Origin of the sequence: Pseudonocardia sp. MH-G8 (assembly GCF_002262885.1) — a bacterium.
Classification (GTDB): domain Bacteria; phylum Actinomycetota; class Actinomycetes; order Mycobacteriales; family Pseudonocardiaceae; genus Pseudonocardia.
Window position 1 is genome coordinate 26908 of the sequence record NZ_NKYF01000036.1, and the last position, 21406, is coordinate 48313.

The following is a 21406-nucleotide window of genomic DNA, read 5'->3' on the forward strand; positions in this document are numbered from 1 at the left end:
GAGATGCGTGTCGTGCAGAACCCGCCGCAGGCCGAACGTCTCCTGCGTGACGCCACGCTGCGCGTCACCGCGCCGCGCAAGGCCGTGCTCTCGGCGGTGCACGAGCACCCGCACGCCGACACCGAGACCCTGCTCGCGGCGACGCGGGCGCGGCTCGGATCGGTGTCGCACCAGGCCGTCTACGACGTCCTGCGGGCCCTCACCGACGCCGGCCTGGTCCGCCGCATCCAGCCGGCGGGCTCGGTCGCCCGTTACGAGGCGCGGGTGGGCGACAACCACCACCACCTCGTGTGCCGCTCCTGCGGAGCGGTGAGCGACGTCGACTGCGCCAGCGGCGAGGCCCCGTGCCTGGCGCCGTCCGACGACGGTGGCTTCGAGGTCGACGAGGCCGAGATCGTCTATTGGGGTCTCTGCCCCGCCTGCCAGTCCCCGCCCGCGGGGCGCTGAGCGCGCGCCCGCACGACGAGACGAACCACCACAGGCTCCTGAGGAAGGACTGACGTGCCCCCCGAGAACGACACCACCGCCAGCCGGAGCGAGAGCGAGAACCCGGCTCTCGCCAGCCCCACCCCCCAGACCGCGCACCGCCCGCGGAGCAACCGCGACTGGTGGCCGAACCAGGTCGACCTGTCCGTCCTGACCAAGACCTCGCGAGACTCCGACCCGCTGGGCGACGACGGCTTCGACTACAAGAAGGCCGTCGCCCAGCTGGACTTCGACGCGCTCAAGGCCGACCTCGTCCAGGTCATGCGCACCTCGCAGGACTGGTGGCCGGCCGACTGGGGTCACTACGGCCCGCTGTTCATCCGCATGTCGTGGCACGCAGCCGGCACCTACCGCCAGCTCGACGGCCGCGGCGGCGGCGGTGGCGGTGCTCAGCGCTTCGCCCCGCTCAACAGCTGGCCCGACAACGGCAACCTCGACAAGGCCCGCCGCCTGCTGCTGCCGATCAAGCAGAAGTACGGCCGCAGCCTCTCCTGGGCCGACCTGCTGGTGCTCGCCGGCAACGTCGCCCACGAGGACATGGGCCTCGAGACCTTCGGGTTCGCCTTCGGCCGCGAGGACACCTGGCAGCCCGAGGAGGTCTTCTGGGGCCCCGAGGACACCTGGCTCGGCGACGAGCGCTACGCCTCGGACGACACCCCGCTCGAGCTCGAGGGCGCCCTCGGTGCGGTCACCATGGGTCTGATCTACGTGAACCCGGAGGGCCCGAAGGGCTCGGCGGACGCGCTCGCCTCGGCCCACGACATCCGGGTGACGTTCGCCCGCATGGCGATGAGCGAGGAGGAGACCGTCGCCCTCGTCGCCGGTGGCCACACGTTCGGCAAGGCGCACGGCGCGGGTGACCCCGAGCTCGTGGGCGACGGGCCGGAGGGCTGCCCGGTGCACTCCGGCGGGCTGGGCTGGAAGAACCAGAACGGCACCGGCAAGGGCGCCGACACCGTCACCAGCGGTCTCGAGGGCGCCTGGACCCCGAACCCCACGCAGTGGGACAACGGCTACTTCGAGACGCTGTTCGGCTGGGAGTGGGAGCTCACCACGAGCCCCGCGGGCGCCAAGCAGTGGAAGCCCAAGCAGGCCGAGGGCCAGGAGCTCGTGCCCGACGCGCACATCGCGGGCAAGAAGAACCCGCCCATGATGACCACGGCCGACATGGCGCTGGTCGTCGATCCGGGGCTGCGCGCGATCGCCGAGCGCTTCCGGGACGACCCCGAGCTGTTCGCCGACGCCTACCGCCGCGCCTGGTTCAAGCTGCTGCACCGCGACATGGGCCCGGTCTCGCGCTACGTGGGCCCGTGGGCGCCGCAGGAGGTCCAGCTCTGGCAGGACCCGGTGCCCGCAGCCGAGCACGCGCCGCTGAGTGACGCCGACGCCGCCGAGCTGAAGAAGCAGGTCCTCGCCTCGGGCCTGACCGTCTCGCAGCTCGTGCACACCGCCTGGTCGTCCGCCGCCTCCTACCGCGGCACCGACAAGCGCGGTGGTGCGAACGGCGCCCGCCTGCGCCTGGAGCCGCAGGCGAGCTGGCCGGTCAACGCCGGTACGCAGGAGGTCATCGCCAAGCTGGACGAGGTCCGCCAGGCGTTCGGCAAGCCCGTCTCGCTCGCCGACACGATCGTGCTGGCCGGCGGCGCCGCCGTGGAGAAGGCCGCCGCCGACGCGGGCGTCGACGTCACCGTGCCGTTCGCGGGCGGTCGCACCGACGCCACGCAGGAGCAGACCGACGTCGACACGTTCCAGTACCTGGAGCCCCGTGCCGACGGCTTCCGCAACTGGATCGCGGATGACGTGAAGCTGGACCCGGAGACGCTGCTCGTCGACCGCGCCTACATGCTCGAGCTCACGGCCAAGGAGCTGACCGTCCTGGTCGGCGGCCTGCGCATGCTGAACGCGAACACCGGCGGCGTGCGCCACGGCGTCTTCACCGACCGGCCGGGAGTCCTGTCGCAGGACTTCTTCCGCAACCTGCTCGACCTCGGGGTCGAGTGGAGCACGTCGGCCGACGAGGCGGGCGTCTACGAGGCCCGCGACGCCCAGGGCAACGTGGTGCGCACCGCCACCGCCGCCGACCTGGTCTTCGGCTCGAACTCGATCCTGCGGGGCATCGTCGAGGTGTACTCCGCCGACGACGCCGAGGAGAAGTTCGTCCGGGACTTCGTCAAGGCCTGGGACAAGGTCATGAACCTGGACCGGTTCGACCTGCGGTAACAGCCCGCTCTGACGACGCCCCGGTTCGCCGCACCAGCGGCGGGCCGGGGCGTCGTCGATCCGGCCGGTGATGCATGAGGGCGGACGACCAGGTGTGCTGCGCGTGTTCACCACTTCTGGCGATCACGACGCGAGAATCAGCCCGGTGCGGCCTCCACCACCAGCCGTCGGGTGGACGCACGCTCGATGATCGTGGGCCGGACGGGGACGGCGACGTCGGCCGGCGCGCCGCCGGACAGCTGGGCGAGCACGGCGTCCACCGCGGCGGCGCCGAGCTCGACCAGCGGCATCGCGACGGTGGTGAGCGGCGGGTCGAGGTAGTCCGCCAGCGGGAGGTCGTCGTAGGAGACGACGGAGACGTCCTCGGGGATGTGCAGGCCGCAGGTCCGGATGCCGTGCAGAGCGCCGACGGCCTGGCCGAGCGTGCTGCAGTAGATCGCGGTGGGCCGCGACTCCCGGCTCAGTAGCTGGGCCGCGGCCGTGGCGCCGCCCTCCTCGCTGAAGGGCCCGTGCGCGACGTGTCCGGGCTCCAGGCCGAGCTCCGTCAGCTGTTCGACGAAGCCCTGCTCCCGCGCGCGGGCGGGCTGCAGGTCCGGCGGGCCCGACACCAGCCCGATGCGGCGGTGGCCGAGGTCGTGCAGGTGCCGCACCGCTACGGCGCTCGCCGCGGCCAGGTCCATCCCGACGTTGCGGCCCGAGCCGGGGACCTCGCGGTTGACGAACACGTGGGGGATTCCGGCCAGCCGCGACGAGGAGAGCAGGCGGTGGTCCGGGCGGGCCGAGGCGATGAGCAGGCCGTCGACCCGGCCGGTGTCCACCAGGTCGGTGAACGCCTCGTCGGCCTCGTCGTCGGCGGTGTCCTCGGCGAGAAGCACCACGTAGCCCTGCTGGCGGGCACGGCGGTAGGCGCCTCGGATGATGCGCGAGTACACGGGGTTGCTCAGGTCCGGGATCAGCAGCGCGAGTGCGCGCGCCTCGGCGCCGGCCAGTGCCCGGGCGCCGGCGTGTGCGCGATAGCCGAGCTCGGCGGCGGCGGCGAGTACGCGTTGGCGCGTCTCCGGCCGGACGTTCAGGGTGGGGTCCGCGTTCAGCACGCGCGAGGCGACCGACTTGGTGACGCCGCCGCGCGCAGCCACGTCGACCAGACGTACGCGTTCCCCGTCAGCCATCGATCCTCCCGGCGCGGAGGCTAGCGTGGAAAACCGGTTGTTTCCAGCAGGTTCTGCCGCCCGGGGGTTGACGGATGCCCGGTCGACGAGTCATCGTCGGACTCAGGAAACCGGTTTTCCGGATCGCCTCTCTGCCGATGACCAGTCCGGGAGGGCTCGTGTCCACTGTCGTCTCCGTCCGCACAGACTTCTTCCAGGTGCCGCTCCCCGTGGTCCTGACCGACTCGACCCACGGCGTCATCCCCCACTTCGAGCTCGTCACCGTCCGGGTCGAGGACTCCGACGGGGCCACCGGGCTCGGCTACACCTACGCGGTCAACTCCGGCGCCGAGGCGTTCGCGGTGCTGATCGACCGGTACCTCACCCCGGTGCTCACCGGGGAGGACGTCGACCGCACCGAGCACCTGTGGCAGCGGATGTGGTGGGTGCTGCACTACGGCGGCCGCGGCGGCCACGCGACGTCGGCGATCTCCGCGGTCGACATCGCCCTGTGGGACCTGCGGGCGCGCCGGGCCGGGCAGCCGCTGTGGCGCTTCTTCGGCGGCTACGACCCGCGCGTGCCCGTCTACGCGGGGGGCATCGACCTCGACTTCCCGGTCGGGCAGTTGCTCGAGCAGGCCGACCGGTTCCAGGCGGATGGCTTCCGGGCGATCAAGATGAAGGTCGGGCGGCCCGACTGGCGCGAGGACGTCGAGCGGGTGCGCCGGATGCGCGAGCACCTCGGCGACGGCTTCCCGCTGATGGTCGACGCCAACATGAAGTGGAGCGCCGACCAGGCGATCCGGACGGCGCGGGCGCTCGCGGAGTTCGACCTGGTATGGCTCGAGGAGCCGACCATCCCCGACGACGTCGCGGGCCACGTGCGGGTGCTGCGCGACGGCGGGCTGCCCGTCGCGACCGGGGAGAACCTGCACACCCTGTACGAGTTCCAGAACATGATCTCGGCCGGTGCGGTGACCTTCCCCGAGCCGGACGTCTGCAACGTGGGCGGGATGACCGTGTTCCGCAAGGTCGCGGCGCTGGCCGAGGCGCACAACCTGCCCGTGACCTCGCACGGCGCCCACGACCTCACCGTGCACCTGATGGCCGCCGCCCCCAACCGCACCTACATGGAGGCCCACGGCTTCGGGCTGGAGCGCTACCTCGCCGAGCCGCTGGAGATCGTCGACGGCATGGCGATCGCCCCCGAACGGCCCGGGCACGGCCTCACCTTCGACTTCGACGGGCTCGAGGCGCACCGGGTGGGGGGCGCGTCATGACGAAGAACGTCGCCGCGCCGGCCGCTCGCCGCACGATCACGGGCTTCCGCTGGGCCGTGCTGGGCACCAACGCCTCGGTCCTCGTGCTCAACTACGGCGACCGCGCCGCCATCGGCGTCGCGGCCCCGCTGATCATCGCCGAGTTCGGCTTCAGCAAGGGCACGATGGGGCTGATCCTCGGCGCCTTCGCGCTCACCTACGCCCCGGCGTGCTTCCTCGGCGGCTGGGCGTCGGACAGGTACGGGCCGCGGAAGACCATGACGGTGGCGGTCGCGTGGTGGTCGCTGTTCACCGCGGCCACCGCGCTGTGCTTCAACACCGCCACGTTCCTGCTCCAGCGGCTGATGTTCGGTCTCGGCGAGGGTCCGCAGGGCGCCACCACGGCCCGCACGATGCGCAACTGGTTCCCGCAGCGGGAGTACGCGACCGCGGTCGGGTTCTCCTTCGCGTTCAACCCGCTCGGCGCGGCGATCGGGATCCCGGTGGTGAGCTGGTTGCTGCTGCTGTTCGACAACGAGTGGCGGTGGCCGTTCGTCGTCCTCGGTGTCGTGGGCCTGCTGGTCGCGCTGCTCTGGTACGGCGTCGTGCGCGACCGGCCCGAGCAGCACCCGCTGGTCACCGACGCGGAGCTCCGCCACATCACCTCCGACGCCATGGCGCCGGAACTGGAGACGGACGCGGACGAGGCCGTGCCGTCGCTGCGCTCCTACCTGCGCCACCGCTCGGTCTGGAGCAACGCGCTGGCGTTCTTCGGGTTCAGCTGGATCCTGTTCATGTTCCTGTCCTGGTACCCGGTCTTCCTGGTCGAGCAGCACGGTGTCGACCTCGCCGACCTGGCGTGGGCGGGGTCGCTGCCCTGGATCGCCGGCGCCGTCGGCACCGCACTCGGCGGTGTCCTGTCCGACCGCCTCGTGCGCCGCACCGGTGCGGTGTTCGCGACGCGCAAGTGGATCGCCGTGGTCTGCCTCGGCGGCGCCGCGCTGCTCGTGGTGCCCATCGCCGTGGTCGGCTCCACCGCCGGGGCGGTCGCGCTGCTCACCGTCGCGCTGCTGCTGCTGTACCTGAGCAACGTCCAGTTCTTCGCCCTCGTCGCGGCCTCCGTCCACACCGCCCGGCTCGGGAGCGTCACGGGTTTCGTGCACTTCTGCGCGAACTGCGCCGCGATCGTCGCGCCCGTCCTGACCGGGTTCCTCGTGCAGGACCTCGGGTCCTGGGTGCTGGCGTTCGGGGTGGCCGCCGGGCTCGCGCTGCTCGGGGCAGTGGCGCTCGCCTTCGCGCAGCCGCGCCCCGCGGTCACCTCCGCATCCGCATGACCCGGCGCGTTGCTCAGGCCGGTCCGGCGACGACGCGGGCGAGGCGGGGCAGGACGTCGTCGCGCCAGCCTGGCCCCATGCGGTCGAAGGCGTCGCGGCTGCGCTTGTCGTCGAGGTCGAAGCCGGAGTGCTCCAGCAGCAGCCGGGTGCCGGTGCCCTCCGCGACCAGGGTCCAGGTCAGCGTCCAGTTGCCGTTGAAGGTGTAGACGAACCGCTCGTGCGGCTGGACGTCGATCACCTCGCACGCCACGGCACCCCAGCCGGGCATCTGCAGGTGGAAGGTGTGCCCGGGCACGGCGGCGACGTCGCCGGGGGCCCACCAGCGGGCGAGCAGTTCCGGTTCGGTCAGGCCGCGCCACACCTTCGCGGGTGGTGCGGCGATGAACTGGTCGACGGTGATGGTGGTGGTGCGGGTGTCGGTCATGGGGATTCCTCGCCCTCGATCGTGTCGGCGAGTGCCCGCAGGCGTTCGCGCCAGAACCGTTCGAACGGGTGCAGCCAGTCGCTGAGCTGTTCCAGCGGCGCCGCCGTGAGGTGGTAGCGCCGTTGGCGTCCGACGGGTTCGTCGGCGACGAGTTCGGCTCGCCGCAGCACTTGCAGGTGTTCGGCGACGGCGGGACGGCTCAGGTCGAACTGGCCTGCCAGGTCGCCTGCGGTGCGGGGCCCCTCGGAGAGCAGCTCCAGCAGCCGTCGGCGCACCGGGTTGGCCAGCGCGAGGAACACGGCGTCATCGGACACGCCGTCACGTTATGTCGGGAGTCTCCGACATGTCAATGATTTCCGACGCGTTCTGCGACTGCGCCGGCCACGACCTCCGGTGCCGTGGCCGCATCGCGGTCGAGTGTCTCGGGCAGGTACGCGGTGCCGACGAGCCCGATGATGCTGAGCGCGACGAGGTACCCGACCACGAGCCACGGCGTGCCGCCCGCGATCGACACGAGCCAGGTCGCGACGAGCGGCGCGGTGCCGCCGACGAGGGCGGCCGGGATCTCGCGCGAGATCGCGATGCCGCTCCAGCGCAGGCTGGTGGGGAAGATCTCGGCGAGCATGGCGGCGGAGACGCCGATCGTGGCGCCCTGGATCACCGCGAGGCCGAGCACCAGCCCCAGGCCGACGAGGACCGGGGCCTCGGTCAGGTAGAGCAGGAACATCGGGAAGGCGAACAGGATCCCGAAGACGGCCGCGCCGAGCAGCACCGGCTTGCGCCCGATCCGGTCCGCGAGCCTGCCGAACAGCAGGGTGGCGGGGATCGTCAGCAGCTCGGCGACGATGAGGCCGACGAGCATCGCGGTGGGGTCCAACGCGAGGGTCCCGGTCGTGTACGAGATCGAGAACGTCTGCACGACGTAGACCCACGGCAGCACGAACGTGAACAGCGCCATCGCAGGCAGCAGCACCCGCCAGTGCGAGCGCACGACCTCGACGAGCGGGGCCCGCTGCACGTCGCCGGACTGCGCAGCGGCCTCGAAGGCCGCGGTCTCCTTGACCCGCAGCCGGAAGTACATCGCGAGCGCGACGATCGCGATGCTCGCGATGAACGGGATGCGCCATCCCCACGCGAGGAACACCTCGCGCGGCAGCAGGCCGCTGAGCAGCGCGAACGTGGCCGTGGCGAGCGCCATCCCGACGTAGACGGCCGCACCGGGGAAGCCGGCGGTGAAGGCGCGGTGCTGCGTGCGGGCCGACTCGCCCGCCATGGTCATGGCGCCCGCGAACTCGGCACCGGCACCGGCCCCCTGGAACAGGCGCAGGAGGATCAGCAGCACCGGCGCCCACACGCCGGCGACCTCGGCGGTGGGCAGCAGGCCGATGAGCGTGGTGGCGAGGCCCATCGTGAGCAGGGTGACCAGCAGCGTGCCCTTGCGGCCCAACCGGTCGCCGAAGTGGGCGAAGACGAGACCGCCGACGGGGCGGGCCACGAAGCCGACCGCGAACGTGGCGAAGGCGCCCAGCATGCCGGCCAGGCCCCCGCTGCCGAAGAACAGCGGGGCGAAGACGAGAGCCGAGGCGAGGCCGTAGAGGGTGAAGTCGTACCACTCGATCACGGTTCCGGCCGAGCTGGCGATGATCGCGTGCCGTCGCTGTCGGGGTGAGTCGAGACCGGCTCGGTCGATGTCGTGCTGGGCTGCCATGACACTCCTTTGTGCGGCCGGACGAAGCCCGGGGCCGGACGAGCGCGCTCAGGCTAGCCAGCGGAATCGGCAACCTACATGTGCCAACATCACATGGATTTGCCGTCTTGATGAGTGATGTGCACATACGTGATCCTGGTCCGGACAAGGGGAGGCCGAATGCCCGACGACGTGCGTGTCGCCGCGACCGCGACGCTGGTGGACGCGACGCTCGGCGACAGCAGCGTGAGCCCGCGCGAGCTGGCCGCCGCGCTCGAGGAGCTCGGGGTGGGCGGGGCGGACGGCGTGCGCCTCGCCGAGCAGGTGCAGCGCGCGCACCGTGAGCACGGGCGGATGCGCCGCCGCGAGCACGAGCTGGCCGCGCTGTTCTCGAGCGCCCGCGAGCTCGCGGAGGTGCGCGACAGCGTCGCCCTGCTCGACCGGCTCGTGAAGCGCGCCCACGAGATGATGGGCAGCGACGTCACCTACCTCTCGGAGTTCGACCCGCAGACCCGCGAGCTGCAGGTCACCACCACGAGCGGCTCGGTCAGCCCCGCCTTCCAGCGCCTCCGGGTGCCGGCCGGGCGGGGTCTCGCGAGCGTCATCGTCGAGACCCGCAGCGCCCGGTGGGCCGCCCGGTACGGGGACTACCGGCAGGACCGCCACGAGCCGGGCATCGACGACGCGGTCGCGGCGGAGGGCATCGTCTCGTTGCTCGGCGTGCCGATGCTCTCCGGCGACGCGGTGCTGGGCGTGCTCTTCGTCGCCACGCGGGAGGAGCACGCCTTCACCCCGGAGCAGATCGCCCTGCTCTCGGCACTGGCCGACCACGCGTCGGTGGTGCTGCAGACGGCGCGCACGCTGCGCAGCCTGCAGCGTTCCGAGGACGAGGCACGGCGGGCGCTCGAACGCCTCACCGATCACCTCGCCGAGCGGGACCGCGCCAACACCGTGCACCAGGAGCTCGTCCACGCCGTGCTCGCGGGCGGCGGGTTCGCCCCCGTCGCCCAGACGCTCGCCTCCGCGCTGGGGCGCCCGGTCGCGGTCGTCGACGAGCACGAGCGGATGATCGCCGCGGCCGGCCTGCCGCTGCCGGGGTCGATGCTCGATCTCGACGCCGCGGCCGGCGCCGCGCTGGAGGAGAGCCGCGGCTCGGGCCACTGCGTGCGGGTGGAGGGTGTCGCCGGACTCCACGCGGTCGCCGCGCTGGCCGCGGGATCGCAGCACTTCGGGGCGGTGCTCCTCGGCGAGGGCGAGTTCGCGCTGGGGCCGGTCGACCGCCGCACGGTGGAGCGCGCGGCGCAGGTCGGAGCGCTCCTCGCGCTGCAACAGCAGGCTGTCGCGGAGGCCGAGCGCCGGGTGCAGAGCGAGCTGGTCGGCGACCTGCTCGACGCCGTGCCCGAGCGCATGGGCGACGTCGAGCGCCGCGCCCGGCGGCTCGGGGTACGGCTCGACGAGCTCGACACGCTGGTGCTCTTCGCGGTGCCGGGGGAGCAGCGTTCGGCCGCCGCGCGCGTCCTCACCCCGCTGATCGACGAGGGCGCGCTCGTGGGCGAGTACCAGGGATTCGTCGTGGCGGCGCTCGCGGCCGACCGCGTGCGGGCCGACGCGGGTGATCTCCGCGACCGCATCTCGCGGACGATCGCCGCCCCGGTGCTGGCGGTGTCGGCGCCGCGCTCCCCGAACGCGCTTCCCGCCGCGTTCCGCACCGCGATGCGCACCGCACGGCTGCTGGCCGCGCTGGAGGTCGACGACGCCACCGTGGCCACCGACGACTACCTGCCGTACTCGGCGGTGTTCGACACGGACGCGCGCACGCTGCGCTCCTTCCTCGACCGCACGATCGGCGCGGTGCGCCGCTACGACGCCGATCGCGGCGCCGAGCTGGCGGGCACGCTGCGCGCCTTCGTGCACGCCAACGCGAGCCCGACCCGCACGGCGCGGGCGCTGAACTTCCACACCAACACGATCCTGCAGCGGCTCGACCGGCTCGGCCGCATCCTGGGTGAGGACTGGCGGGACGACGAGAAGCTGTTCCGCATCTCGCTCGCGGTCCGGCTCGACGAGCTGCTGGAGCGCCTCCAGCGCGCCGACTCCGCGCGTTTCGATGGGTGATTCGCCCACGAGATGAGCCAAAGCGTGGGGGAGTAGCCCATGCTGTGGCGATGCCGTGCTGGATACGTTGCGTCCGCGGGTGCGCGGAGATGCCGGTGCCGAGGCCGGCCCGCATCCGCGGAGGAGGATCAGTGGCGATCAACAGCCGCCTGTCCGGCCTGCGGGACTCCAGTCCCCGGGAACGTCGCGCGATCGTGGTGCGCAACGCCGGCATCGACGCGTCGGCCCTCGACGTGCTCGAGCCCGGAGCCGGACTCGGCGTCGAGCAGGCCGACCACATGATCGAGAACGTGCTGGGCGTGATCGGGATCCCCGTCGGCGTCGCCACGAACCTCACGGTGAACGGCCGCGACTACCTCGTACCCATGGCCACCGAGGAGCCGAGCGTCGTCGCCGCCGCCTCCAACGCCGCACGGATGGCCCGCGGGCTCGGCGGCTTCACGACCTCGGACACGGGCAACATCATGATCGCCCAGATCCAACTGGTCGACGTCGTCGATCCCGAGGGCGCCCGGATGCGGGTGCTGGAGGCGCGCGCGGAGCTGCTCGCGCTCGCCGACGCGCAGGACCCGGTGCTGGCGGGCCTCGGCGGCGGGGCCCGCGACCTGGTCGTACGCCTGGTGCCGACCCGCCTCGGGGTGCACGTGGTGGTGCACCTGCACGTCGACGTGCGTGACGCCATGGGCGCCAACGCCGTCAACACCATGGCCGAGGCCCTCGCGCCGCGCCTGGGAGAGCTGGCCGGCGCCCGGTCGCTGCTGCGCATCCTGAGCAACAAGGCCGACCAGCGGCTCACCCGTGCGCGGGCCGTGTTCGACCGGGAGCTGCTCGGCGGACAGCAGGTGGTCGACGACATCGTGCTGGCGAGCGCCTTCGCGGAGGCCGATCCCTACCGGGCCGCCACCCACAACAAGGGGATCATGAACGGCATCACGGCCGTCGTGCTCGCCACCGGCAACGACAGCCGTGCCGTCGAGGCGGGATGCCACTCCCACGCCGCGCGCGCCGGCAGCTACACGGCGCTCTCGCGGTTCGAGCGCGCCGCCGACGGCAACCTGGTGGGCACGCTGGAGGTCCCGCTGGCGGTGGGTCTCGTGGGCGGCGCGACCCGGGCCCACCCCGCGGCGCAGGCGGCCGTCGCGCTGCTCGGCGTGCAGAGCGCCACCGAGCTCGCCGCGGTCGTCGCGTCGATCGGGCTCGCCCAGAACCTCGCCGCCTGCCGCGCTCTCGCGGCCGAAGGCATCCAGCGCGGGCACATGACACTGCACGCCCGCACCATCGCCGCGTCGGCGGGCGCCACGACCGACGAGATCGGCCGGGTCGCCCAGCGCATCGTCGACGACCGGCGCATCCGCCTGGAGCACGCGCAAGAGGTGCTCGCCGAGTTGCGGGCGGGGAGGATCTCGCCATGACCGCCCCCGACCCCGACCTGCTCGCCCCGACCGCAGGCGCCCTCGCCGGCGTGCTGGTCCTCGACCTCTCCCGGGTGCTCGCGGGACCGTATGCCGCGCAGACCCTCGCCGATCTCGGCGCGACCGTCATCAAGATCGAGAATCCGGCCGACCCGGACGTCGCGCGCAGCTTCCCGCCGTACCTTCGCGCAGGCGACGAGGAGTTCAGCGGCTACTACGGCCAGTACAACCGCGGCAAGCTCGGACTCGCCCTCGACCTCGCGAGCGAGGAGGGCAAGCAGGTGCTCAAGGAGCTCGTGGCGAAGGCCGACGTGCTGGTCGAGAACTTCCGGCCCGGCACGATGCAGAAGCTCGGAGTGGGCTACGAGGTCCTCGCCGCGATCAACCCGCGGCTGGTCTACGCGGCCATCTCGGGGTTCGGGCAGACGGGTTCGCGCAGCAGGCGCCCGGCCTTCGACAGCACCGCGCAGGCCGCGGGCGGGCTGTGGTCGATGAACGGGTACGCCGGGCAGGGGCCGGTGCGGGTGGGCGTGACCATCGGGGACCTCTCGGCCACCCTCTTCGGGGTGATCGGCACCCTCGCGGCGCTACGGCACGCCGAGCGCACCGGGCAGGGCCAGCTGGTGGACGTCGCGCAGACCGACAGCGTGCTCGCCATGACCGAGACGGCGGTCGTCGACTACACGGTGGAGGGCAAGGTCGCCGCCCCCGCGGGCAACGAGCACGCCTGGGTGCGGCCCTACGAGCTCTTCCCCTGCGCGGACGGCCAGGTCTTCTTCGCGGGGTACACCGACAAGCTGTGGCGGGCCAGCTGCGAGCTGTTCGGCACCCCCGAGGCCGCGACCGACCCCGAGATCGACACGATGCGCAAGCGGTTCGACAAGCAGGTGTACGAGCGGCGGGTCAAGCCGCTCATCATCAGCTGGTTCGCCGGGCGCACGCGCGCCGACCTCGAGGAATCGGCAGGCGACGTCATCCCGCTCACCGCGGTGAAGGACGTCGGCGAGGTCGTCGACTTCCCCGGCACGGCCGAGCGGGAGATGGTGGTCGAGGCCGACTACGGCGAGCTGGGTGCGCTGCGGATGTTCGGCCAGCCGATCAAGCTGACGGCCACGCCCGCCGATCCCGCGCGGGTCGCCAACCGCATGGGGGAGCACACGGACGTCGTGCTCGGCGGGCTGCTCGGCTACGAGCGGGAGCGGATCGACGGCCTGCGCGCCCGCGGGGTGGTCTGACATGGCGATCACGCGCACCGACGTGCTGGCGACCCGACCCGCCGCCACGTACCGCGACACCTTCGCGCCGACGGTGCCGGAGCCGGGCCCGGGGGAGCAGCTGCCCCCGGGATGGGAGGGCCTGTACTTCCCCTTCGACACGCCGTTCGCGGCGCTGCGGCCCGACGGCTCGCCCGCCGTCGACGGCGTCCTGCCCGAGTTCGGGCTGCCGCGGCGGATGTACGCGGGTGAGGACACCGTGTTCCACCGCCCGCTGCGCTTCGGTGACGAGGTCGGTCGGACCACGCGCCTCGGCGAGGTGGCGAAGAAGGAGGGACGGCGCGGGCGGCTCGTCTTCGCCGATGTGGTGCGCGAGTACCGGGTCGGCGGGGAGCTCGCGATCGAGAGCACCTGGCACGACGTCTTCCTCGAGAAGTCCACCGGCGACGAACCGCCGCGCGCCGCTGCCGCCCCGGACGTGGAGCCGGACTGGCGGGAGCCCGTCCAGCTCGACTCGCGCCACCTCTTCCGCTTCTCGGCACTCACCTTCAACACCCACCGCATCCACTACGACCGGGACTGGGCGCGCGAGGTCGAGGGCCTCGACGACCTGCTCGTCCACGGTCCCCTCACCCGGATGCTGCTGCTCGACGCGGCAGTGCGCCACGCCCCGGGCGCGCGGCCGGCCGCCTACACGTTCCGCGCGCTGGCACCCGTGCTCGTCGACACGCCGTTCACCATCGCCGGCCACGACGAGGACGGCGTCACCGAGGTGTTCGCGCTCGACCGGGAGGGTGCGCTGCTGGCCAGAGGGCGGGTGACCTGGCAGGACCCCGGCTAGAGGAGCTGCCCGCGCAGATCCTCGACCGCGTCGCGCAGCGCGGTGAGCATCGGGCCGAGCATCGTGGCCCGGTCGACGCGGTCGGTGCCGGCGCCGACGTTCAGCGCGGCGACGGTCACGCCGTCCCACCGGCGCAGCGGCACGGCGACGGACTGGAAGCCGCTCTCGGCCTCCCGGTCGACGTAGGCGAACCCGTCGTCGCGCACCTGGTGGACGATGCGGCGCAGGGCGTCCTTGTCCGTGACGGTGTGGAGTGTCGCCGCCGTGGGATGCGCGTCGGCCAGGAACGCGTCGAACGCGTCATCGTCGAGCGCGGCGAGCAGCACCCGGCCGAGCGCCGAGTGCAGGGCCGGCAGCCGGTAGCCGACGCCCACCCCGAGGTTGATCAGCTGGTTCGGTGCGGCCCGGGCGATCATCACCACCTCGTCGCCGTCCAGCACGGCGACGCTGACGCTCTCCTGCACCGCGGCGCAGAGCCGTTCGCACAGTGGCTGGAGCACGGCGCTGCCCGTGTTGGACGTGAGGTAGGCGGTGGCGAGCCGCAGGACGCGCGGGGTGAGCTCGTGCATGCGCCCGTCCTGGGTGAGGTAGCCGAGATGCACGAGTGTGGCGACGGTCCGGCGCACCGTGGCCCGCGGGAGGTCGACGGTGCGCGCGACGTCGGCGATGGTCATCCGGCGGTGGGCGTCGTCGAACGCCTGCAGCACGCGCAGGCCCCTGGCCAGTGCCTCGGAGAAGTCGCCGGGCTCGACGCCTGGCGGCAGCGTGCGGGCGGCGCGGGCCGCCGCGTCCTGCGCGTTCAACCGTCCCATCGAGGGCACCTCCCTGCTATCGTCCCGACAATAGCGAACTACTGGGCGATAACCGAACACCGGAGGCGACGATGCTGTCGCGCGAGGACAACGAGCTGCTGACCCGCACCGGGCGCGACACCGCGTGCGGCCGGCTGCTGCGGGCGTACTGGCAGCCCGCGGCGCTGGTGAGCGAGCTGCCCGCGGAGCGGCCCGTGAAGGCGGTCCGCCTGCTCGGGGAGGACCTCGTGCTGTTCCGCGGCGGCGGCGGCTACGGGCTGATCGGCCGGTTCTGCTCCCACCGGGGCGTCGACCTGTCCTTCGGCCGTCTCGAAGGGGATGGCCTGCGCTGCCTCTACCACGGCTGGCTCTACGACCGGCGCGGCCACTGCCTCGAACAGCCCGCCGAGCCGGAACACAGCCGCTTCCACACGAAGATCCAGCACGTCGGCTACCCGTGCCAGGAGCGCAACGGGATCGTGTTCGCCTACCTGGGCGGCGGCGACCCACCGCCGCTGCCCGGCTACGACTGCTTCCGCGCGCCCGACGAGTACAGCTTCGCGTTCAAGGGGCTGTGGGAGTGCAACTGGCTGCAGGGCGTGGAGGGCGGGATCGACCCGAGCCACGTCTCCTACCTGCACCGCTTCCTGCAGGACGACCCGCGCGAGGCCTACGGGCAGCAGTTCCGCGGCGAGGTGGAGGGCACCGGCAGGACGCTCTCCGCGCTGGTGGGGGAGAACGCCCGGCCCGACATCGAGGTGGAGCCCACCGAGCACGGGCTGCGGGTGTTCGCGGTACGTGCCCTCGACGGGGCGCAGCGCCACGTGCGGGTCACCAACCTGCTGTTCCCGAACGCGTTCGTGGTGCCGTTCGGTCCCACCCAGGTCTTCACGCAATGGCACGTTCCGGTCGACGACGAGAACCACTACTGGTACATGATCCTCTACGACTTCGCCGAGCCGACAGACAAGGAGCAGCTGCTCGCCCAGCGCCTCGGGTCGTGCACGCTGCCCGACTACCGGTCCACCCGCAACCGCGACAACGACTGGGGATTCGACGCCGCAGAGCAGGCGGCGTTGACCTACACCGGCATGGGACTGGACATCAACGTCCACGACCAGTGGGCGGTGGAGAGCATGGGCCGCATCCAGGACCGCACCGTGGAACGCCTGGGCGTCTCCGACCGCGCGGTCACCGCGAACCGGCGGTTGCTGCTGCGGGCGATCGCCGACCACCAGGCGGGCAAGACCACGGTCGGCATGGCAGGCAGCGAGGCCGACGCCCGCGCGCTCACCGGGCCGCAGGCCGTCGACATGATCGCCTCCGCAGGCGACTGGAAGCAGCGATGGCGCGAACACGACCTCGCCCGCAGGCAGCGCTCGCCCTGGGCGTCGCCGCGATGACAGTCGTCGACCTCCTCGGGACCGGGCCGGGCAGGGCCGGCTTCATCGAGCGTCACGGGCTGTGGGACGACGCCGAGTACGCGGCGGCGGCGCAGGCGCTGCGCGTCATCGACGAGCACGGCATCGAGTTGATCCGGGTGGTGTTCCCGGATCCGCACGGGCTCCCGCGGGGCAAGACGCTCACGCGGGAGGCGTTCGCCGCGGCCATGTGCGACGGCGTCGGCGCCCCGAGCACGCTGGTGCTCAAGGACACCTCGGGCCGCACCGCGTTCCCGGTCTTCGACCCGGCAGGCTCGCCGGTCGCCGGGATGGCAGGCGCCTCGGACCTGGTGCTCGTGCCGCTGCCGACGACCTTCCGCGTGCTTCCGTGGGCCGAGCGGACCGCGTGGGTGCTCTGCGACATCCACCGGCCCGACGGGGCCCCGCTGCCCTACTCCACTCGGCACGTCCTGCGCCGTCAGCTCGACGAGGTCGCGGCGCGCGGCCTCGAGCTGCGCGTCGGGTTGGAGGTGGAGTTCCACGCCTTCCGCCGCACCGGCGACCCGATCGGCGACGGCCAAGTGGGCCGGCCGGGGGAGCCGGGGCAGCCGCCCCAGGTCACTGCACTCAGCACCGGTGCGCAGCTGCTGTCGGAGGCGAGCATCGACGCCGTGGACGAGCTCGTCCAGCTGCTGCGCCACGGGCTCGTCGCGCTCGACCTGCCGCTGCGCACGATCGAGGTCGAGTTCGGACCCAGCCAGTTCGAGATCACCTTCGCGCCGCAGGACGCGCTGCGCGCCGCCGACGACCTCGTGCTGTGCCGCAGCGCGGTCAAGCAGCTCTGCGCCCGCCACGGCTACCACGCCACCTTCATGGCGCGCCCGCACCTGCCCGACGTCATGTCCAGCGGCTGGCACCTGCACCAGTGCCTGCTCGAGCGCGAGACCGGCGAGAACCGGTTCGCCGCCCGTCCGGGCGACGACGGCGCGCTGTCCGGCCTCGCCCGCGGCTACCTCGGCGGCCTGCTCGCCCACGCGCCCGCCGCCTCCGCGTTCACCACCCCGACCGTCAACGGCTACAAGCGCTACCGGCCGCACTCGCTCGCCCCGGACCGCATCCTCTGGGGCGCCGACAACAGGGGCGCCATGATCCGTGCGGTCGGCGGACCGGGCGACCCCGCGACGCGTCTGGAGAACCGTTCGGGCGAGCCCGCCGCGAACCCGTACCTCTCCGTCGCGGCCCAGCTGGTCTCCGGCCTCGACGGGATCGACCGCGACCTCGACCCGGGCGCCCCGACACTGCGCCCCTACCACGACGGCGCGTCGCGGCTGCCCGCGAGCCTGATGGACGCCGTCACCGCACTGCGCGCGGACCCGCTCTTCACACGGCGGTTCGGCGCGGAGTTCGTCGACTACTGGATCACCCTCAAGCAGGCCGAGATCGACCGCTACCAGGCCGCGGTCACCGACTGGGAACACCGGGAGTACTTCACCCTGTACTAGACGAGTAAGTCCGAACTCGATCAGTGGTCGTAGGCGGTCAGGGCGAGCAGGCGGAGGGATCGAAGATCGATTCGACGAGTTGACGGACGGGTTTGAGCGGGTGCTCAGCCGGGTGCGGGGCGCGGTTGCGGTAGGAGGGGCTGCCCTTGTCGGCGATGATCGTGAGCCCGGGCCTGTGTGCGGAGAGGTGGCGGTGTGTGCGGCGGGCAGTGATCGCCGAATCGGCGCGTTTCCCGTCGGATCCGGTCGGCTTTCGCACCGATCTGACGATCGTGGATGGTGCAGCGTGTGCGGCAGCACGGTGGCGCTGAGGAGGACTACGCACGCAGGCGCTGCGGTCGGGCTCAGAACGGCGGCTCGTCGTTCTGCGGGGGTAGCGGGTTCGGTATCGGTGGTGGTGGCCGGGGTGGGTCGGTGGCGGGTCGGTCCAGAATCCGCGGGTCATACCGGCGTAGCCGCTGGTCGTGATCGGCGTCGTCGCGGTCCTGATCTTCGGGGTGCCGGTCGGGGTCGGGGTCGGGGTCGGGTAGGTCGAGCCGGATCGGCTCCCCGCGCGTCCAGTAGACGCGCCCGAGCGGGCTGAGCCACCGGAACAGCCCGGGTGAGGGTTGGGTGAGGCTCCAGCCGCGGTCCTTGTCCGGATGGTGCCGTTTGCAGGCCGGGCCGATGTTTCCCTCGACGGTTTTGCCGCCGCGGCCGTGATCGTTGGTGTGGTCCAGATCTGAGCTGCTGGCGGTGCGGGTGCAGCCGGGCCCGCAGCAGCTGCGGTCACGGGCACGGACATGATCGGCGAGCGGGCCGCGGGCGAACCGGGCGCGCGGATGCGCGGCCAGACGGGCACGCAGGTTGTCACGATCAGCCCAGCGGGCGGCGATCTCGGCCAGCAGCGGATGCCAATCGGCGAGCGCGGGGTCGGCGGCATAGCGCTCGAGTTCCTCGACGGAGATGTGCAACTCGACCACTCCGCCCCGGACTCGACCGGCACGTGCCCCGGAACCGGGGTCGGGGCGGGGGTTCTGGTCGGGGTGGTTGCGGGGTCGGCGGCGGATGGTCCCGGCGAGGAGGAGGTGGCCGCGGGTGTCGACGATGGCGAACTTCCAGGATGCTCCGCGTCGCTGTGCGGCGACGGCGTTGCGAGCGAGGGTGGCGCCGATGGGGCCGAGGCCGGGGATCTCGCCGGGGCGGTCGTCGAGTCCGGCGAGGGTGGCGAGTCCGAGGCGGATCTCGATGCCTTCCCGGGTGGCCATCCGGTCGCCGGCCGCGTGGTCGGGCGTGGGTTGCTCGGTGTTCTCGCCGGTGGTCGGGTCGGGTGCGTCGCCGGTTTCGATGTCCGCTTCGGGGCCGTCCGCCGTATCTTCGGCGAGCGTGGTCTCGTCGGCGGGCTCGGCGTCGTCGGCGTCATCGGCTGCCGTGTCGTCGGCGGTGGCGTCAGGGGGTGGGTTGTCTTCGGGGCGGGGTGCGGCCAGGAGCGCTGCGATGATCTGCGCCTCGGTGAGCCGGTGGAAGGCGCCGTTCAACATCCCGAGGTAGAGGTCGGCGCTGATCTGCGGCCGTCGCCCGAGGTGTCCGGCTCGCTTGGCTGCTTCGACCAGCCGGTCGATGCGTCCGGCCGCGGCGGCGGCCTCGTCCGGGGGCAACCCGTCACCGACGAGGGTGGCGGTGCCCTTGCTGTCGAGATAGAGGGCCACGCTGCGTTCCCGGATGGCACGTTGGTAGCGGCGCCGCCGAAACTCCGGGTCGATCGCGTGCATCGCCCGGTACAGCCGATCCGACAACTGTTTGGTGGTCAGTCCGGGGGCCTGCGGCAGGAACCGCTCCCGCAACAGGCGGCTCTGCTGCTCGGTGACATCGCCGTTCGCGGGGTCGAGGTGGTCGACGAACACCCGCGCCTTGCTGCGGTCGATTCGGCCTTGCTGCAGCGCGGTGAACACAGTGGGCAGGCGCTCGATCAGCGCGGTGGCGAATGTGAGTTCGCGATCGGCGGCGGTGGGGGTCCAGGTGAGTCCGGCGGCGATTTCGTGCGCGGCCCATTCGAACCGCTTCCCGGCCCGCGCCACGGTTTCGGCCTCGGCCGCCGGCCGCTCACCGGCCTCCGCGCCGGCCCAGCCACCGACCGGGTCGTCGGCCTGGCCGCCTGCCCCGCCGCTGGTCTCCGTGCCGCGCGGCTTGCCGGGCAGGTCGGCCACCGCGACGGCGTGGGTGATCTCCACCAGTCCGGCGAACAACTCCGCCTGATCATGCGCCAACTGCCGCGACCGGGCCTGCACCACCTCGACCAGCCGGGCGTTCGGGATCTTCTCCCATGGCAACCCGCCGAGCACGGCGGACAGCTCCGGACCGGGCGGGAGTGCCACCGCCTGGTCCACGAGGTCCACCACTTCGGCCATAACTCGAACTTACGTTCGACCACCGACAGAACCGGGCAAATGCGGGCCGGTCAGAAGGAGAAATGTAGGTTCCCCCGAAAAGCTCAAGTCTCGATGACGGAACGTGAGATTCCCCGGCAATCGAGGAAGCGCCCTGCCCTCGCAGTCCCGGGTGGCACGTCCACGTCCGCCGTCCGGGGCGGGCATGATCTCCGTATGACCACCATCGGATCCACCTCCGACCTCGCCCTCGACGGGCGTCGATTCGCGATGGTGTCGTCGACGGCGAGCGAGGTGGACGCGTCGTCGCCCACCGTCTTCGACTACCACGAGCGCGACGGCATGGTCTGGGGGGAGTACGAGGGCGACACGGTACGCATCGGCCGCTTCGTCGGCACGCGTGAGGAGCGGCGGATCTCGATCCGCTTCACGCACGTCGTGGCGGCTACCGGTGAGGTCGTCAGCGGTGCGGCGGAGAGCCGCGTCGAGTCGCATGCCGACGGCCTGCGGTTGGTGGAGGACTTCCGCACGGCGGACGGCGACCAGGTCAGCGTCTGCGCGGAAGTCCTGCGCTAGTCGGGCCCGGTGTGGTCCCCGCTCGACCGGATGAACCTCGTCATGCCCACCTGCTGAGCCGGGGGTGGGGCGGCCGGGATGTCGCCCGGCAGCAGGTAGGGCCTGCGGAGCACCTCGTCCATCACGAGCACCGACTCGACCGCGCGGATCTCGGGCAGCAGTGACAGCACGTCGGTGACGAAGTGGTGCACCTCGGCCACGTCGCGGGCGCGGACGAGCAGCATGGCGTCGTGCTCGCCGGTGGTGACGGCGCAGTACTCGACCTGGCTCATCTCCAGGACCCGGCGCCGGAACGAGGCCCACGTCTGCGGGCTCACCGTGACGAACACCAGGGTGCAGATGCCGAATCCCACCTTGAGCGGGTCGACCTGGGCGCTGAAACCCGTGATCACGCCGGAGGCGACCAGGTTCTCCACGCGGGTGTAGACCGTTGCCCGGGATACTCCCACCTGGTCGGCGAGCGCCGACATCGAGATGCGGCCGTCGGTCCGCAGCCCGGCGAGGATCCGCTGGTCGACGTCGTCGAGCGGAGATCGTCCAGTCGGGGGCCCGCTGGAATCCTTGCTCCTGGACATTCTTGCCCTCTCTGGCCACCGCGGATGACGTTCGTCCGACGTGATCGGCGTCTACTGGACGGGCTGAGAATCAG

General features: G+C 72.3%; 18 protein-coding genes. 11 read left to right on the plus strand and 7 right to left on the minus strand.

The genetic code is table 11. From position 1 onward, the window contains the following. Positions 1-3: 3 nt before the first annotated feature. Positions 4-447 (plus strand): Fur family transcriptional regulator, encoded by a 444-nt coding sequence (locus CFP66_RS42240; RefSeq protein ID WP_094930999.1) that lies wholly within the window; start codon positions 4-6, stop codon positions 445-447. A 54-nt stretch (positions 448-501) separates the two neighbouring features. Further along, positions 502-2706, plus strand: a complete 2205-nt coding sequence (gene katG / locus CFP66_RS42245; RefSeq protein ID WP_094931000.1) for a catalase/peroxidase HPI — start codon at positions 502-504, stop codon at positions 2704-2706. Between the two features lie 137 nt (positions 2707-2843). Here the strand turns inward: katG and CFP66_RS42250 are convergent, their stop codons facing one another. Further along, positions 2844-3875, minus strand: coding sequence for a LacI family DNA-binding transcriptional regulator (locus CFP66_RS42250; protein ID WP_094931001.1), 1032 nt, complete (start codon positions 3873-3875; stop codon positions 2844-2846). A gap of 158 nt (positions 3876-4033) precedes the next feature. Here CFP66_RS42250 and CFP66_RS42255 point away from each other — a divergent pair, with 158 nt between their 5' ends. Beyond that, a complete protein-coding gene (locus tag CFP66_RS42255; RefSeq protein ID WP_198962048.1) occupies positions 4034-5134 on the plus strand; it encodes a mandelate racemase/muconate lactonizing enzyme family protein in 1101 nt (366 codons plus the stop codon). Beyond that, positions 5131-6447: an MFS transporter gene (locus CFP66_RS42260; RefSeq protein ID WP_094931003.1), complete on the plus strand. Its 1317-nt coding sequence runs from the start codon at positions 5131-5133 to the stop codon at positions 6445-6447. The genes CFP66_RS42255 and CFP66_RS42260 overlap by 4 nt, the downstream gene beginning before the upstream one ends. Before the next feature lie 13 nt (positions 6448-6460). Here the strand turns inward: CFP66_RS42260 and CFP66_RS42265 are convergent, their stop codons facing one another. The 3 genes from CFP66_RS42265 to CFP66_RS42275 are packed head-to-tail and all read right to left on the minus strand — an operon-like array spanning position 6461 to position 8579. Continuing rightward, entirely contained in the window at positions 6461-6871 is a 411-nt protein-coding gene (locus CFP66_RS42265; RefSeq protein ID WP_094931004.1) for an SRPBCC domain-containing protein, read from the minus strand. After that, the gene (locus CFP66_RS42270; protein WP_094931005.1) at positions 6868-7185 is read right to left on the minus strand and encodes a helix-turn-helix transcriptional regulator; all 318 of its coding nucleotides are present in this window, start codon (positions 7183-7185) and stop codon (positions 6868-6870) included. Before CFP66_RS42270 ends, CFP66_RS42265 begins: the two co-directional genes overlap by 4 nt. A 32-nt stretch (positions 7186-7217) precedes the next feature. After that, entirely contained in the window at positions 7218-8579 is a 1362-nt protein-coding gene (locus CFP66_RS42275) for an MFS transporter (protein WP_094931006.1), read from the minus strand. A gap of 159 nt (positions 8580-8738) precedes the next feature. Here CFP66_RS42275 and CFP66_RS42280 point away from each other — a divergent pair, with 159 nt between their 5' ends. The 4 genes from CFP66_RS42280 to CFP66_RS42295 all read left to right on the plus strand — a co-directional run bounded on the left by CFP66_RS42280 (position 8739) and on the right by CFP66_RS42295 (position 14140). Continuing rightward, the gene (locus CFP66_RS42280) at positions 8739-10673 is read left to right on the plus strand and encodes a GAF domain-containing protein (RefSeq protein ID WP_094931007.1); all 1935 of its coding nucleotides are present in this window, start codon (positions 8739-8741) and stop codon (positions 10671-10673) included. Positions 10674-10804: 131 nt separating this feature from the next. Further along, positions 10805-12085 (plus strand): hydroxymethylglutaryl-CoA reductase, degradative, encoded by a 1281-nt coding sequence (locus CFP66_RS42285; protein ID WP_094931008.1) that lies wholly within the window; start codon positions 10805-10807, stop codon positions 12083-12085. Beyond that, entirely contained in the window at positions 12082-13320 is a 1239-nt protein-coding gene (locus CFP66_RS42290) for a CaiB/BaiF CoA-transferase family protein (RefSeq protein WP_094931009.1), read from the plus strand. The genes CFP66_RS42285 and CFP66_RS42290 overlap by 4 nt, the downstream gene beginning before the upstream one ends. 1 nt (position 13321) lies before the next feature. Beyond that, positions 13322-14140, plus strand: coding sequence for a MaoC family dehydratase N-terminal domain-containing protein (locus CFP66_RS42295; RefSeq protein ID WP_094931010.1), 819 nt, complete (start codon positions 13322-13324; stop codon positions 14138-14140). Here the strand turns inward: CFP66_RS42295 and CFP66_RS42300 are convergent. Next, positions 14137-14952: an IclR family transcriptional regulator C-terminal domain-containing protein gene (locus CFP66_RS42300; RefSeq protein ID WP_094931011.1), complete on the minus strand. Its 816-nt coding sequence runs from the start codon at positions 14950-14952 to the stop codon at positions 14137-14139. The two genes, CFP66_RS42295 and CFP66_RS42300, sit on opposite strands and share 4 nt — an antisense overlap. 71 nt (positions 14953-15023) lie before the next feature. Between CFP66_RS42300 and CFP66_RS42305 the strand changes: the two genes are divergently transcribed. Both CFP66_RS42305 and CFP66_RS42310 read left to right on the plus strand, forming a co-directional pair. Beyond that, positions 15024-16334, plus strand: a complete 1311-nt coding sequence (locus CFP66_RS42305; protein ID WP_094931012.1) for an aromatic ring-hydroxylating dioxygenase subunit alpha — start codon at positions 15024-15026, stop codon at positions 16332-16334. Beyond that, positions 16331-17815 (plus strand): glutamine synthetase family protein, encoded by a 1485-nt coding sequence (locus CFP66_RS42310; RefSeq protein WP_094931049.1) that lies wholly within the window; start codon positions 16331-16333, stop codon positions 17813-17815. Before CFP66_RS42305 ends, CFP66_RS42310 begins: the two co-directional genes overlap by 4 nt. A 344-nt stretch (positions 17816-18159) precedes the next feature. Here CFP66_RS42310 and CFP66_RS42320 read toward each other — a convergent pair whose 3' ends face one another. Continuing rightward, a complete protein-coding gene (locus CFP66_RS42320; RefSeq protein WP_094931014.1) occupies positions 18160-20202 on the minus strand; it encodes an HNH endonuclease signature motif containing protein in 2043 nt (680 codons plus the stop codon). Between the two features lie 195 nt (positions 20203-20397). Here CFP66_RS42320 and CFP66_RS42325 point away from each other — a divergent pair, with 195 nt between their 5' ends. Then, the gene (locus CFP66_RS42325; RefSeq protein ID WP_198962049.1) at positions 20398-20757 is read left to right on the plus strand and encodes a hypothetical protein; all 360 of its coding nucleotides are present in this window, start codon (positions 20398-20400) and stop codon (positions 20755-20757) included. On the opposite strand, the gene CFP66_RS42330 is transcribed toward CFP66_RS42325, so the two are convergent. Continuing rightward, positions 20754-21332, minus strand: a complete 579-nt coding sequence (locus CFP66_RS42330) for an Lrp/AsnC family transcriptional regulator (RefSeq protein ID WP_094931015.1) — start codon at positions 21330-21332, stop codon at positions 20754-20756. The genes CFP66_RS42325 and CFP66_RS42330 overlap by 4 nt on opposite strands. Positions 21333-21406 lie beyond the last annotated feature (74 nt).